The sequence below is a fragment of the Bacteroides sp. 1_1_30 genome (genome assembly GCF_020982715.1).
Classification (GTDB): Bacteria; Bacteroidota; Bacteroidia; order Bacteroidales; family Bacteroidaceae; genus Bacteroides; species Bacteroides xylanisolvens.
This window is the reverse complement of sequence record NZ_JAJKHN010000120.1, coordinates 1-15279: the sequence shown is the minus strand read 5'-3', so window position 1 is coordinate 15279 and position 15279 is coordinate 1. Positions and strand designations below refer to the sequence as shown.

14 protein-coding genes and 1 tRNA gene are annotated in these 15279 nt (G+C 41.0%); 1 reads left to right on the top strand and 14 read right to left on the bottom strand.

The window, feature by feature from the left end:
• Positions 1-74 precede the first annotated feature (74 nt).
• Genes LPH68_RS23630 through LPH68_RS23620 form a run of 3 tightly spaced genes read right to left on the bottom strand, consistent with a single transcriptional unit; the run spans position 75 to position 9127 of the window.
• Positions 75-3317 carry a hypothetical protein gene (locus LPH68_RS23630; protein WP_151923604.1) on the bottom strand — a complete coding sequence of 1081 codons (3243 nt, stop codon included), beginning with the start codon at positions 3315-3317 and terminating at the stop codon, positions 75-77.
• 6 nt (positions 3318-3323) lie between these two features.
• The gene (locus LPH68_RS23625) at positions 3324-4277 is read right to left on the bottom strand and encodes a hypothetical protein (RefSeq protein WP_117610579.1); all 954 of its coding nucleotides are present in this window, start codon (positions 4275-4277) and stop codon (positions 3324-3326) included.
• On the bottom strand, positions 4274-9127 hold the full coding sequence (locus LPH68_RS23620) for a phage tail tape measure protein (protein WP_117610578.1): 4854 nt from the start codon (positions 9125-9127) through the stop codon (positions 4274-4276). The genes LPH68_RS23625 and LPH68_RS23620 overlap by 4 nt, the downstream gene beginning before the upstream one ends.
• A 266-nt stretch (positions 9128-9393) precedes the next feature.
• Here LPH68_RS23620 and LPH68_RS23615 point away from each other — a divergent pair, with 266 nt between their 5' ends.
• On the top strand, positions 9394-9588 hold the full coding sequence (locus tag LPH68_RS23615; protein WP_004303094.1) for a hypothetical protein: 195 nt from the start codon (positions 9394-9396) through the stop codon (positions 9586-9588).
• A 101-nt stretch (positions 9589-9689) separates the two neighbouring features.
• Here the strand turns inward: LPH68_RS23615 and LPH68_RS26675 are convergent, their stop codons facing one another.
• The 11 genes from LPH68_RS26675 to LPH68_RS23565 form a co-directional block, all read right to left on the bottom strand.
• The gene (locus LPH68_RS26675) at positions 9690-9818 is read right to left on the bottom strand and encodes a hypothetical protein (RefSeq protein ID WP_255679511.1); all 129 of its coding nucleotides are present in this window, start codon (positions 9816-9818) and stop codon (positions 9690-9692) included.
• A 113-nt stretch (positions 9819-9931) separates the two neighbouring features.
• The gene (locus LPH68_RS23610; protein ID WP_049703361.1) at positions 9932-10459 is read right to left on the bottom strand and encodes a hypothetical protein; all 528 of its coding nucleotides are present in this window, start codon (positions 10457-10459) and stop codon (positions 9932-9934) included.
• Positions 10460-10558: 99 nt separating this feature from the next.
• A tRNA-Thr gene (locus LPH68_RS23605) sits at positions 10559-10632 on the bottom strand.
• Positions 10633-10642: 10 nt separating this feature from the next.
• Positions 10643-11257, bottom strand: coding sequence for a hypothetical protein (locus LPH68_RS23600; RefSeq protein WP_049702786.1), 615 nt, complete (start codon positions 11255-11257; stop codon positions 10643-10645).
• A 2-nt stretch (positions 11258-11259) separates the two neighbouring features.
• The gene (locus tag LPH68_RS23595) at positions 11260-11640 is read right to left on the bottom strand and encodes a hypothetical protein (protein WP_049702787.1); all 381 of its coding nucleotides are present in this window, start codon (positions 11638-11640) and stop codon (positions 11260-11262) included.
• Between the two features lie 2 nt (positions 11641-11642).
• Complete coding sequence (locus tag LPH68_RS23590) at positions 11643-12098, bottom strand: HK97 gp10 family phage protein (RefSeq protein WP_049702788.1); 456 nt, start codon at positions 12096-12098, stop codon at positions 11643-11645.
• Positions 12095-12406 (bottom strand): hypothetical protein, encoded by a 312-nt coding sequence (locus tag LPH68_RS23585; protein WP_049702789.1) that lies wholly within the window; start codon positions 12404-12406, stop codon positions 12095-12097. The genes LPH68_RS23590 and LPH68_RS23585 overlap by 4 nt, the downstream gene beginning before the upstream one ends.
• Positions 12400-12732: a hypothetical protein gene (locus LPH68_RS23580; RefSeq protein WP_049702790.1), complete on the bottom strand. Its 333-nt coding sequence runs from the start codon at positions 12730-12732 to the stop codon at positions 12400-12402. The genes LPH68_RS23585 and LPH68_RS23580 overlap by 7 nt, the downstream gene beginning before the upstream one ends.
• A gap of 9 nt (positions 12733-12741) precedes the next feature.
• Positions 12742-13869, bottom strand: coding sequence for a major capsid protein (locus LPH68_RS23575; protein WP_049702791.1), 1128 nt, complete (start codon positions 13867-13869; stop codon positions 12742-12744).
• A 21-nt stretch (positions 13870-13890) separates the two neighbouring features.
• Entirely contained in the window at positions 13891-14475 is a 585-nt protein-coding gene (locus LPH68_RS23570; RefSeq protein WP_049702792.1) for a hypothetical protein, read from the bottom strand.
• A 19-nt stretch (positions 14476-14494) separates the two neighbouring features.
• Entirely contained in the window at positions 14495-15199 is a 705-nt protein-coding gene (locus LPH68_RS23565; protein WP_049702793.1) for a hypothetical protein, read from the bottom strand.
• Positions 15200-15279 lie beyond the last annotated feature (80 nt).

Here is a 15279-nt window from a genome sequence, read left to right as displayed (position 1 = left end):
TCCGTAATTTCTACCGAACCTTCCTGGTATTCGTCATAGAATCCTTGTTTCCAATATTTCATAATTTATAATTTTTAAAGTTTCCAACGTCCTATTGCAAACCAAGTAAACTGCCAACCTGTCCAAGCTATTTCTCCTCCGCTTGCTATATACCTTGTACCTACTTGAAATGAAGAAATTGTTTTAGTACATAATGTTGGAGCATACACTATAATCTCTGTTGTATTAGCTGATACTCCCGTTAGTTGTACGATATAATTCGTATCATAGAAACTTGTAGGTAGATATAATGAGGAGAATCCTACAGCTCCAGCCTTTACTCCCCACTGGATTAATAGACCATTATTGAACTTAATATATGAATTTTGTCCGAAACTTTGACCAGATGATTGAATTGCATTAGTTCCGAGAGAACTTAGTAAAGTTTTCTCTGCGTCAGTCATAAATTTTCTAGTAGTACTTTCTTCAATCATTGATGCTGGATGAGAAGCCGGATGAGAGTAATTATTAGCTCCGGAGGCTATTCCACTAAGTTTTGTACGTTCTGCATCCGTCATAAAACGATGAGTCGAATCTTCTTCAACGTCCGTCGCTGTATGTTTATGAGAACTTGCAGCATAACTACCCTTAGGTTGGTATACTGAATCGTGGTTGTGATTTCCTGCAGCCTTACTATCCCAATTTGCCTTTTCTGAATCCGTGACAAATCTATGCGTACTATCTTGGTTAATATCCGTCGCATCATGACTATGTGATGAAGCAGCATAACTACCTTTAGTTTGATACACTGAATCGTGATTATGGTTTCCCGCAGCTTTACTGTTCCAGGTCTCTTTTTCCGTGTCAGTAACAAAGCGGTGAGTACCATCAGGAGTTATATCCGTTGCTCCGTGTTTATGCGAACTCGCTGCATAACTTCCTGCTGGCTGATAGACCCCTGTATGAGTATGATTCGACGGAGACGCACCAACTTCGGAAGCTGTATAGGATGGTTTACTTGCAGCCTTCGCCCATGCAGGTACATCGCTTGCTGGCATCGAAGTTGGAAAATCACTTATTTCAGACTTCTTGTGAGTATGCGCTTTCGGTACACGTGTGTCACTTAACCGGGCATCATTTCCCTCGCATACGGTTCCTTCTGCACTACCAAAATTCTTATTAAAGGCAGAGTTTTTAGTGAATGCAGGTTCGTATGTACCTGCATGATTGTGATTAGATGGAGATGCACCTACTTCGCTTGCTGTATAACTAGGTTTACTTGCAGCTTTCGCCCATGCAGGTACATCGCTTGCCGGCATGGAGGTTGGGAAGTCGCTGATATCCGCTTTCTTATGCGTGTGAGCTAACGGAGTTCTTGCATTGCTTAACCGGGCGTCGTTACCCTCGCATATAGTCCCGGCAGTCGTACCGAAATTCTTGTTAAAGGCGGTAAGTTTAGTGATTATCAGTTCATATCTGCTATCATGGTTGTGTGTATCCAGAGCTGCTTTCAATGCCTTTCCCTGTTCGGCAGAAAGCACTTTATTAGTCCCTCCACTTGTCAGATTATTAACAATATCAGCTATATTGAGCTTCTTTCCTAACTCTGTTGCCATTGTAGCCGCAAAGTTCGGATCATTGTTCAGGGCGTTCGCTAACTCAATCAGTGTATCGAGAGCATCCGGTGCTCCGGCAACGAGTGCATCAACTGCAGCTTTCACTTTTGCGTCAACTCCTGAAACCGCATTGTTAGCCGCCAATGCAGCAGCGTTCGCATCGTCAGTGGCTTTCTTTGCTAACCCTGTTTGTATAACAGATGCATCCTTGGCTGTATTTGCTTCATCTGTCGCTTTCTTCGCTAAGGCGGTTTGAGCTTCTGATTCAGCTTTGGCAGCATTGGCCCCTGCAGCCGCAGTATTAGCCGCATCTTTAGCTGCATTAACACTACCAGCCGCAGTATTAGCCGCATCTGTAGCTTTCTTTGCAAGAGCCGTCTGCTCAACAGATGCATTTTTAGCTGCATTCGCATCATCTGTTAATTGCTTGACAAGAGCAATCTGTCCGGTGGCTTCTTCTGTTGCTTGCGTCATTTCCTGCACAATACCGGCATACTCTGACTTGCGTTGAGACTCTGCTTCGACACGCTCCGTTTCAGCGTTTATACGCTTAGACTCATTTGATCCGCGAGTACCTTCCGCAGTTTTACGCTCATCTTCATTCTGCTTTCTCTTGTCTTCTTCTGACGAACGGGAAGTTTCAGCCGTAGCGCGGGAAGTTTCAGCAGCCTTTCTCTTGTTTTCTTCTGATACCCGGCCTGTCTCCGCTGACTTGCGGGCTGCTTCGGCAGATACACGTTCGGATTCGACGGTAACACGGTTAGATTCGGCAGCCACACGCGAGGTTTCATTTGTTTCTCTTGTCGCTTCATCTGTTTTCCGCTTATCCTCGGCAGAAACACGGGTAGATTCAGCGGTAGAACGACCTGTTTCAGCGGTTTTCCGTTTATCTTCTTCCTTCACACGTTCCGATTCAGCAGAAGAACGACCTGTTTCAGCGGTCTTACGTGCATCTTCATTGCTTTTACGTGTTTGTTCATCCGAGACACGTTTATTTTCTGTATCAACACGTCCGGATTCAGCAATTACCCGTTTACCTTCAGCAGTTACGCGGGCCGCTTCTTCCGACTTACGCGCATCTTCATTTTGCTTTCTTATATTCTCGGCAGAGGAACGTCCGGTTTCAGCCGTAACGCGTTCTGTTTCGGAAGTCTTTCTTTTATCTTCTTCGGACACACGGGAAGTTTCGGCAGATTTACGTGCTGATTCGGAAGCTACTCTCTCGGCTTCTGCTGTTCTTCTTCCTGTTTCGGAATCTTTTCTAACCTGCTCGTTAGCTTCTCGTGTACCTTCAGCGGTAGCACGTTTCTTTTCTGCATTATCCCGTGCAGTTTCCGCAGTAGATCGTCCTGTTTCAGCGGTCTTACGTGCATTCTCATTAGTGATACGCACTGATTCAGCAGCTTCCCGGGCTTGCTCTTCACGGGAACGATTCGTTTCGGCTGTCTGCCTGGATTGTTCGGAAGCATTACGACGGGATTCGGCTGTTTCACGGGCTGATTCATTGCTTTCAACAGTTGCTTCTAATTGCCGCATATCGGTAGTAGCTGTTTTTGCATCACTCGTAGCCTTGAGCATATTATCCAAGGCAGTCTGAATCTTCTCTAAACCAAATTTAAGGCTAGTCTTAACTCCGTTGATTACTCGGTAGCCGATAGTGAAGAAGCCTTTCATGTCGCTGGCTTCGTTCAGTTCTGATATTTTTTTCTTCTTTAATGGCATAGCAAATCAATTTAAATCTATATAAAACTCTCCGTCCTCTGTTATGATAAATTCGCCCGCTTCGGATGAAAGCAAGAACTCCGTTTCTCCGATCCGGAAGCTGGTAAATACGAGTTTCAAAGTGAACTCCCACCATACACCGTTATTTAGCATGAAATCATTCGTCTGACAACTCTTATAATAGCAGGGATAGCTTTCACTCCATTCATCACAATAAAATATACGTTCCGCATCGGAATACTCATATCCTTCATTATCTGTCTTAGTAGACAGTTTTGTGAGATCATAGAGTAGGGCATCGCGATTACGCCAGAACGTTTCAATCGTCCCGGCCCGCATCAGGCATTTGAGAGATACTTCTTTGGTTTGGAATTTCACAACTTCACCGTCATAGATTGCTCCATCTTGACGTTTGAAATTCTGTAATAGGTTCTTTTTTACCGTCGGAGCCTTTAGTATTTCAGCATTGCTACCTTGCAATACGACTACGCCATAATCGGATAAGTCTTTGTCATCAATCTCGTAACCTTTAGGCATTGGAAGCTTATTTACGGGCTCCTGGTATTCGTAATCGACTTCTCGGGGGAAGTCGTTACTAAAAATAAATTTAGCAACTTCAAGGCCCGGATTAATAACATAGTTGCTTTGGGAAGACAGACGTAACTTATAACTCCTGCCGATTAAGGGAAAGTAAAATTCATGATAACTCAAGTCAGAAAGTATATCAATCAGTCCACCAATACCCAAACTGCCTATATATGCAAACTCAATGCTTACTTCAGCCGTATCCAATGTAGGACTAGAAAGATCAAATTCCTGTCCGTCTTCTTCTGGCCAATCATTCTTGTCCGGTTCCTTCATGGCTGGAAATGCTACCAGGTTATTATAACTTCCCTTTGTAATACATATACCCAAACTGATATAAGCATCTATTCTGTCTATTAGTAATTGCCCTTTCATCGCTTAAGTGTTATACCTTTAGTGTTTAACGTGTCTATTCCCAGCTTTACAGCGTACATGAACTCTCTTATTTCCACAAGGTTAGATGTGTAATTGGAGATATCCGATAAATAGGAAACAATAGTATCATTACACCGAAGCATTTCAGCCATATTCTTATCCATATTTATGAGATATGACAGTTTCTCTGCTATTTTCTCTGTTCCTGAATTAATACTCTTAACTTCCTCATTTATAGAATAGGTATGCGAAGTCACTACAGCAAAGCTTCCATCTAGTTTGTTGGCTGAATCTTGCGACATTGAAGCAAATCCTTTCTTTGATGCCTCACGCTCATCGTCGTTATCATTCCAGCCGAACATTTCTGCCATTGCATCTCGTTTTGCTTTCATTTCATTAGAGAGCTGTTGCCCTTCTGCCTTCAGTGCATTATACTCATCTTCAGTCATACCGTCATCCATAGCATTGTTAAGTTTTTCTCTCCAAGCCATTAAGCTGTCCATGAATTCTTCTTTAAGCATAGAATTTACGATAGCATTCTTCATGTATTCCTCGAAATTGTCGGCGAAATCAGCACTATCAGCATCCATGTCTGTTAGTAGATCTTGAAAGTCAGAACGAAGAGAAGCATAATCAATAAGAGTTGTATCAGCAATTTGTTGTTCCAATACCTCTGCAACCTGTCCGACACCATTTGCGATTTTATCGGCAAATTTCTGCGTGTCTGAATCTAGTTGAGACCAAAATATGCCGGCGTCCGATTGTAACTTAACAAGTTGTTCATCCGTTAAATCGAACAAACCAGTCATACGACCACCCATCTTCTTTTTGAACTCGTCAACAGACATTCCTAATGCTTTTGCAGCCTGTTTCCACCCTTCACCGGACATATCATCTACTTCATCATAACCCTTTGAATGTGACTTTCCAGAAGCACCAGAATTTAGATACTGCCGACCTAATACTTTTGCATTTTCACTTTGCAATTTAATATTAGCAATAGCAGCTTCGTAAACAGCGTTTGCAGTATCTCCAGTAAGAGTTTCTGCTAGTTCTAACTGCTTCTCAATTACCCGATCAAGAATGTTGATGTAGGATTCATATGTTTCTTTTGCCTTTTCATATTTCTCGGTCGTATCATCCTTAGTGAACATATTGAAAATCTTCGTCGCTACCTGTATTACTGCACTAATAACAGCAAGAATAACAGATGCCTTCTCAACTGTACTGATAGCGTTAGCCGATGTATCTGCTGCCATTTCAACACCACTCATAGCAGTCAATGCAAAGGTCCCTATTTCACCAATCAATGAGATAATTTCACCAGCCGGTCCACCAATTGATTTTCCAACATCAGTTAATGCGTCTGATAATTCATCTAACTGTGCTTTTACATCTTTCTCTGCTTTCTTTACCTTAGCATCCTTCTGTACCACCTTATCTTTCGCCTCATTGTATCTCGAAGTCTTTTCTTTTACTTTATCCAAAGCCTGTGCTTCGGTCAGATAAGCTTTTGTGGAATCAATTTTACCAGTCTTTTCGTTGAATTTAGAGGACTTGACACCATTTTCAATCTTAGCACCACCTTTTACAGCTTCTTGAGTCTGTTTAGCATTTTCTAATTCAATTTGCGCATTAGCTAACTCTTCCTCTGCTTCTGCTAGTTCTTTCTTCTTGTCAGATAATGATTGAAACGGGTTACGTGAATCCAATTCATCCATAATTGATTGAATAGTACTAGTATATTCGCGAAGCTGGTCCGGAGAAAGAACTTTGGCAGCCGTACTCTTTGCATTCTCTAATTGAGTCAGCAGAGAATTAAGAGTTTCAGAAGACGTTTCTTTCAGATTTTCAAATGCACGAACATACTCCGGAGACTCTTTCAACTTATCGTAATCCAGGCCCATCAATTCCATTCCCTTGTTTTTTGTCGCCTGGGCTATGGAACGATCAATCTGTTCTACTTGATCTGTATCTCCATTCTTTACTGCTTGTTTTCGTTGTTCCTGCAGGGTAGCAATATCTTCATTGAACTTTCTCTCAATTGCAAGACGTTGATCTGTATAATCCTGATACTGATTCAACAGTTCGGATAAATCATCTCCACGATTATATTTAGTATTTGTAACTTCCTTTGCTTTTTGAGTATCATTATCAATTTCGGCAAATCTTTTAATTATCGGCTCTGACTTGACATATTTTTCTGCATTGAAGATTTTATCTTTATTTTCAGGATTAGCATCAAAGGCGGAACGAGCATCTTCAATCACTTTTAACTTTTTGTTTTCAGCTTCGCGATCGATAGCCTGTAATTCTAGTTTATGATTGAGCTCCCTTTGTTTTAGAACCTTTTCACTGCTCTCTTTAAGCTTATTTATTTCAAGCTGCTCTAGTTGGTTTGCAGAGTCTTCTTTCATACGCTGTTGCTCTCTATTCTGCTTATCTAGCAGGAGTTTATATTTCTCCTGTTCTTCACGCAGCTTTTTCGCTTGGTCATCCTTCTTGGAAGATGAATCATAGACTTTCAATTCTTTTTCGGCTTCTTTCAACTTCTTGGCGTTTTCTTTATAGGATTTCACCACAGCAGAATCTATTCCTTTGAAGTTCCCTGCGTCCATCAACTTCCTTTGAGACGAAGCGATTGAATCTAGTGCTTTCGTCGCATCTTCTTTTTGCTTTGTCCAAAAGGCTTTATCTGTTTTAGTCTCTACCTTTTTGCTGATCCCACTGCCTTGTAAAGACTTTATTTCCTTTTCTTTGGTGGAAAGCTGACCTTTTTTTGCTTTAAGTAACCATGCGTTTGGAGACCAGCCGTTATTTTCTTCTTGTTCCTTATCTACGAGTGATTGAAGCTCCGAAATTTCAGCTTTTAATGTATCGATATTACTTTGAAGGGAGATTATTTTTAACTCTTTAGGCTTTGATTTCTCTTCTGCTTCTTTTTGAATACTAAGAATTTCATCAACACGTTTTTGGGCAATTTTTAGTTCTTCTTCTGCTATTCTCTTTTCCTCTTGAATTTTTTGAATAACGGCGGCCTTTTGTCCACTAGGAGATTCAGCCTGTTCTTTGCTTGTTTTGTCAAGACGTGAATTTATGGAATTAAGTTTATTTTGGGCTAATACAAGATTGGTCTTTGCCCCAATTCTTTCTCTTCTATTTATTTCATTATTAATTTGTTTATTCAAAGAGAGATGATCCATAAGTTTCAATGTCTCAATATCCATATTGGAGAAGACGGTTGGCATTAGAGCTTGAAGTTGCTTATATGCTTTAACTTTGTCATATTGTGTTGAATTTTCATCCTGAACAATAGAAACTAGGCTATTTGTTTTATTTTTCAACTCGTCCAATTGTTGAGTTTGTTCCTCTACAACTTTATTATATCTCTTTTGTACCCTTTCTGCTTCAGTTTCAGCGGTAGCACACTTATAAACGGCATATCCAAGTCCAGCAAAAGCAGCTGCAGCTAATACATAAGGATTAGTTAACATTGCAGCAGCATTTTTTAGTTGTGCAATAGTTTGAGCTTTGAGAGCTTTTGTCAATAAGATTCGAGAAGATGTATTCTTTGCAATCATTGTTGCCTCAATAGCGTACAAGCCTTTCTTTAGGACTAAATCTGCGGCTTCAATAGCACGCTGTTTATTAACAAGCGCTGTCACTGTTACATAAGTTTGTTTAGCAGTACTTATAGCCAGAATACTTCCTTTATATCCAGCAAGAGCCGTCGTAACGACAACGATCAAAGCTCCTATATTTTTTAATGCTTCTTGAGCGCTTCCATCGGCAAAGGCTTCATTCATTGATTGTGCCGCACTGGATATCTCTTTCAAAATTTCCTGTCCTAACGGGCGAAGGGCTGCTGTTATATTATTACTAAGAAGCTTCATTTGATTCTCGGTTGATGAAGACATTTCTTTGAAAGCAGCTTCTGCTGCACCTGTTGCATTTTTCATTTGATCCAGATCGGACGCAGCACCTACTGCATTCTGTCCGGTTATCATTAGGGCGGCTTGTAAAGCTTCGTCAGTACCTAATAACTCTTTCATTTTTGTGGTACTTCCATTTGCTTCGTTATAGATGAGCTGTAATGCTTCTTGGAAAGAACGTCCGGAAAAGGCTGCATCACCTAAATGGTTAGCCGTTCCCATAATTGCCGCACGTATTTTAGTCATAGCTTCGGCTGTTGGAACTCCTTGTTTAGTTATTGATACGACAGCTGCTAGCACGTCTTCGATATCAATGCCAAAGGACGAGGCAATAGGAGCAGCTTGAGCAATACTCTTTCCAAGTTCTCCCATTGTAGTCTTACCAAACTTGGCTGTGGTAAATAACATATCAGAAACAGATTCTGCTTCGGAAGCTCCTTTTTTATACGCATTAAGAATTGTAGTGATAGCATCTGCCGAAGTAGCCGTTTCTGTAACGCCACCGATAGCAGCCTTAGCAGATACTTTTAGAATATTCATAGCATCCGCTCCATCATGTCCTGCAGATACAATCTGATATAGTGCTTTAGCTGATTCTACGGCTCCAACTGGAACCTCTCTAGTCATATCGATAGCACTATTCATGAAATCGGTAAGACTGCCTTTTATTCCGCTTGAAAGTGTTGCAACTTCTTTCATGCTTTGCTGGAACTGCTTTTCGAAGTTATATGCTTCTTTGGCTGCTTGAGTAAAAGCGATCCCCGCACTAATGCCAATCCCTCCGAATACATCAAAAGCGGTAATTTCACCGGCCATTGCCTTTATGATTCCCATCGCTTCTTGACGCCCGGAATATAGCCCTGAATTATCTATACCTGTAGCGAAATATAACGCACCATCTTTATTCTGAATACCCATATAGCATTTATTCTTAAAATATAAAGAGGAGGTAAAATTTGGCTATTTCGAGAAGAATAAGCATCTTTGCAGTGTTCTAAGACCAAGGAACGATTTTTATTTCAACGTATTAGGGAGTTGATTCGCCTACTATATCACAATATAGGCTATCAATTCCCTTTGCTACATAATCCTAATGCGTTGCAATAGATTATGTTCCTTGGTCGGAAAGAATAGGGGAGAGATAGCCTTTTTCTATAATATATAAATTACTATTCATTAGCGCCATGACCAAGGAAAATGAGAACGTATCTGTAGCGAATAAAAGGAACTACACAGAAGAAGAAATCAATGCTGCTTACAAGAAGGGCAAGGATGAAGGAAGAATTGAAGGGATGCTCGCTTATCAGAAAAGATTGATTGAGAATCTACAGCGGGATAATGCATCTCTCAATCAGAAGCTTCAGGAGATTAAAAAATAATCCCCCATATCTTCACAGATACAAGGGACTAGAAAACATACTCTAAACCAATTTAATAAAAAAACAGTTAACCTAATATATAAACACAATGGCAAATTACCTTATCGTTTGACCTTTCCAGCAATATCGTTATATTTCTTTATCCTGACTGTCTTACTAGGGTCATCAAAAGACGGAAGTTCTACCCACTCATAATCTCGTCCTTCAACATTTCCGTCTTCGTCAGTCATCTTATTACGCTGTCTCATCACAAATGAGTACTCCTGAAGTAATATCTCTATTAATCCATAGCTACTATCCAACGTTTGATTAAACGTTAATCCTAGAGCTTCCTTTGCAATAACTAAGAATCTACTTTGGTTATATCCTTCCAGCTTTGCAGATTCTTCCGAGCGGCTATTATCTCCGTCTCTCGTAGCGGGCTCACGTTCCGAAGCATCGTGATAGAGGTACAAAAAGGGTGGTACCCTATGCGATATATGATTGCATTGAATAATATGCGTATATCCTCCCATGTCGTATTGTCAATGAGGGCGTTTTTAAACCATGCCGGCGGATCACTTGGCTTGTTATGAATGCCCAGGCAAACGACATCGAGAAGTAGTCCTCCATATTTATTCATCAATTCTGGAAAATCAGCATTCAGCTCACCATCTTTAACAATCATTTTATCAATATCTTCTTTTTCAATTTCAAGGAGAAGTGGACGAATTCTAAACCATGTCCGGACAGTGATAGGCTTTATTACAATACAATCACCGGGATCCTTTCCTTTCGGAATAGAATCTCGGTTAGTAAAATCAAATGGAATCTTGACAGGCTGCTCCGTTACGGATTCCGATTCTTGCTGAAATAAGTTCTTTATACTCATAATTTCCTCAAGGAGCCTAGCCCGTTGTACTTCCAGGCAATACATTCAGTTATTCGCGACTAACTTTCAATACTTTCGGCTCCATTCTTCAAAAGTTTGCTCCTGCAGGCGGATTCGAACCGCCGGTATCTACATAACCAATGTAGCGCTTTTACCAACTAAGCTATACAGGAATCCAATTAGTTATTTCTTAGCTGCACTTGGAGCAGCTTCTCCGCCTTCGACATTCGCAGCATTCGCTGGGGCTTCTCCGCCTCCGGCAATAGTAACTACTTCGCGCATGAAAGCGGTCTGTCTCTTACCGTCTGCAGTAACAGCAGCTTGCATATATACACGAACAAGCAACAACTCTGCTTGCTCTGATCCGGGAGCCTGTGAAATCTTTGAGGCGATCTTGCCATTTACGATGGTATAAACGACCTTCTTACCGTCTTTAGGTAATGTTTCACACTGGAACGTTTTAGAGATAGAAGGAGTACTAAGAGGCTTTTTCCAGATATTTTTTCCTCCTGTTGTATCTACTTCACCGCCTGCCAGTTCTTTAAGGACTTCATTGGATGGAGTAGGGATGGAGAACTCAACATAATCTGTCGTATCTTTCACCAGTTCAACATAAAGGGGTTCTTCACTACCTTCTACTTCAATCTTCACTTCCTTGGGATCTGCAAAGTTAAATGCAACACTTCCTTTTGTCGGAAGAGGAAAATCTTTGAGGTCCGCTCCTGGAACACCGTCACCGACTGTTCCGAATTTAATTTTACCTACGCCCATAGCGATAGGTCTTACTTCTCCTGTCATAATTATTGATCTATTAAAATTTCTAATCTAATATTTGTACAAGCAAAGCCCTCTTTGAAGTCCGGCATTGGAACACTCCAGAGAACTGTCACTTCTTTACATGTACCGTCATTGCTATTGATTGAATCAAGCGATTTCCTTACCTTACGCCTAAGTTCCTTCATGCGCTGACGTCGGGGCATGCCGTTTTCATTCAAGGGGACAAAGATATTGACGTTAACAGGTACTTTATTAATGAAGTCGAGCTCATTCAATTGCAGGTGATTGATAACGATATGTTCATTAGTAACACCCGATTCCGATGCATCTTTGTAAATCATAACATTAGTTTTTGCAGTAATCACAGCATCGTAGACTATATCTACAGCGTCGAATTCATCCATAATCAAATCTTTCTAAAAACAGATTTCAATGTATCTCTTAGATATTTCTCACATTGCGTATTAGCTCCTGAAACTACTTCATACCCTTTAGCTTCTACGGATGCCGCGTATTCCATTCCTGCAACACCAACCAACACGTAACCACCGGAATGAGACAGAGATACTTCTTCTGCAAGCCTACGCCCTTTATACTTACCGGTTGTCTTATCAGTTCCTTTTTCACTTTCGGTAAAGTTCTCTGCAACCACTTTTCCGTTTTTCGCAATTATATATCCAATAGAGCTTCGAAGGTTACCTGTCTGGTCTTTATATGAACCACTCCGACGAGCCACTTCGATAAACTTTTCACCTCCAGCTTGCAGGAAAACAAGCATCTTGTCTTCCGCTTTGCTTTGAAAGTGTTCAAACCAACGTTCCATTTCATCAAAGGTGAATAGGGGAGTCATGCCGTTTCTCATACGTTAATAATTGAATGTGATTGATAAGGTTCCCAACAGATAATCGGTACGTCAATACCTTTGGAAGCGACTTTCAAACGCAAAAACTTACTACCTGATTGAGGCTGAATTTTGGTATAGAAATAACCATGCACTTGCGCTTCATCACCAGCCGAATTACGTTTATAGACAACAGTACCATCACTTACAGGATCATAACGTCCGGGAACGGATATTTCAATCGGTTTCCCCGGAACCCATTCACCGTTTACTGTCTTTCCGTTAACGTCGATAGTGACTATCGCTGTATGTGGATATCGTTTTACCATCTGTTACCAGCCTTTCCTTTGATAATGATTCGTTTCCCGAGTTTACCGGCTTTCTCCGGCTCCCCGTTTTCTATATACAGTTGTTTTGCAGTCTGGACATAGAAAGAACGGGGATGAGTGATAGAAAGCTTATTCTCACTGAAATCCTGTGAGTTTACTAACATGGCGTACGTATCAGCGACACAAAGACCGACTTGCTTCATGCTTTCAGCAGTACATTCTGCTTCGGAGTTGATACCCCGCTTAACGAAGACTACCTTATCCAAGAAGCCTTTCATATCCTCAATGGAGGGATATTCTAGTATTGTTTCTCTGATTGTTGCCATAATAGATGATTAATAACCCTCTTCGTCTGTTTTTTCAGTATCTTCACCTTCCGTCCATGCCTGGCCATCAGTTTTCATGATGTACATTGCATCAGGGTCATTGATTACTGGAATTGCGTTAGCTTCCGCTTTAGTCCACTCTTTGAACGGTTCCAGTTCAGACCACTTGCTGATAAAAACAAAGTCTTTTTTCAGCGTGGAAGCTTTCTTCTTGTACTCGACAGAGTGTTCTGCTGCAATAGGTCCATGCTGAACGTCGCCACACTGCAAATCTTCCAAGAAACAAATATTGGCAGCTTCCCATGGATTTACTGTAGTACGTTGATGAGCGGCATTCTCAATACGAACGGATGGACTTACAAGAACGATCTGAACACCTTCCGTATTCTCTTGGGCAGCAAGATACTCATTGATAACTTTCTTGGAGATAGTCAGCTTTTCTTTCTGATTAATCCAGCCCCTAACCTTTTCGATAACTGCCTTCTGTTTCTTCAATAGAGCAAATCTATCTTTGCGCATCACTACATATTTGATAGTAACACCTTCGGCAGAAGCGGCAACTACGGTATCTTCAATATCCTGCAAGCCGTCGGCCGTTGTAGACTTAGACCAATCCACAGCAGCAACTTTCTTGTTTTCATTAGGCATACCACAGCCTACAAATTCTTCGGTAACAATACCATTGTTATTGCTTGAATTGAGAACGAATCCACCTTTGGACATCAACTGCATACACCACCATTCAAAACGACCGCGAACAGCATTATATACAAAATCCTGATCTTTGAACGCAAGGTCAAGAATAGATTTCAAATCCGAATCACCTTCACAATCCCTGCTAAGTTGCTGGTATTCATTCCAATCACTTTCGTTCATACCGCGTTTTACAGCAGTCTTAGGAATATCACCTGACATCTTACCGATAACTTCACGTTTCTTTTGAGGTGCGGAAGAATCGAATGAAATAACGTCAGCGATAACTGGTGCACCTTTCTCACCTGTAAGAGTCTCCCATTTCAGAGAGTTCTTCTGCTTTACACCGAAGAAATTAGGGAAAAACACCGGCTTAACCTTACGCGAGTTAAGGCGGGCGCCCATATTCTTACGGTTCACTTGTTTAATTAAACTTCTTTCCATATATAGTTATGAATTAATGGATTACATAAAACGGATAAAATGAAGCAACGCTTTAATAGCATCATCAACAGGGTAGGGCATTACTGCTTCATTAACAGTACCACGCACCAAGAGACCTGACTGCTGGTTAGCTACGGTCACATCAACCTTGTTCATGGTGATAACCTCCGGGGTATACTTGAACTTTGCAGCTTTGGCAGCAGCTTTAGCAGTTACAAGTACTAACACATCATCTACTTTCACAGCCCCAATCGGACCAGCAAGAGTTATTGTGTCATAGGCCGGGGCGGTCTTGTCGATTGCGGAGATTACATCGGAAGCTCCAGTTAAAGCACCGCCGATTGTAACCGCTTCCCCAACTTTAAACACATGATTCTTTGCTACCTGAATAGCTACCGCATCGGCAGCAGCTACAGCCGTAACTCTTCCAGTCTTAACAATATGATAAAGACCGTTAGTGTCCTTACCCACCATAACAAGCGGAGGAAGTTCATCAATGATTCCCTTCAGTTCCGCACGGGCAATAGTTCCACCGCCCTGAATGTCCTCGATAATCTTTTCGATTCCGGGGGCATACTGAAATTCACTTTGCTTTTTTCTGAACATAGCTTTTAATTATTAATTATTATTCTTCAAGTCCAAGGCTGGCAGTCCCGTTATTAACACCTTCCTCGTCCTCCATTAGTTCCAGCCATTCTTTCTCTGAACGTTCTTTGGGCTTGTAGGAATTAGGCTTGTAATCACCACCGGCAACCTCATCATCTATTACTGACTGTCTGATTTCAGCGTATTCTTCTTGCAACTCTTTAATCTGATCTTCAACAGAAGTTTCAGAATTGACATCAATACGGTTAAACCACTTTTCAGGCAGTTTTGCATCTGCAAATAGTGTTCTGGCTGATGCCTGTTTCGTGGAAGTTGTGACTGTTGATACGACAGAAGATACCGATGCGGTCAACTCGGAGATTTGCTTCTGTTGGGCTTTCAATAGCTTAACTACAGATGCGGGCAAATCTTCGAAGTCTTCATCATCGTCTTCTTCATCATCGTCATCGGATTTTACTGTTTTCTTAGTCTTTTTAGCCGACTTGATAGGTTTACCATCCTTTAAACCATTGTTCTTTTCATACTCGGCAATAGCATCCTTTTTTGCTTTTTCTATTGCGGATGTGCTTTCAAGATCAGGAAGAATATTGTCTTTGAACAAGGCAATATAAGTATCAATATCCTCCTCCTTTTCGATTTTGAAGAGTTTCTGAACCTTTACAGCGTACTTTTCGTTTACACCTGCGGCTTTCAAGCCCTTTTTAATAGCATCAATGATTGTCATAACGATTTTCTATTAAAATATAAGGGGAATAAATTTTTCCTGCTTATATATTTTATTTCAGAATCAAATGCATATATTTG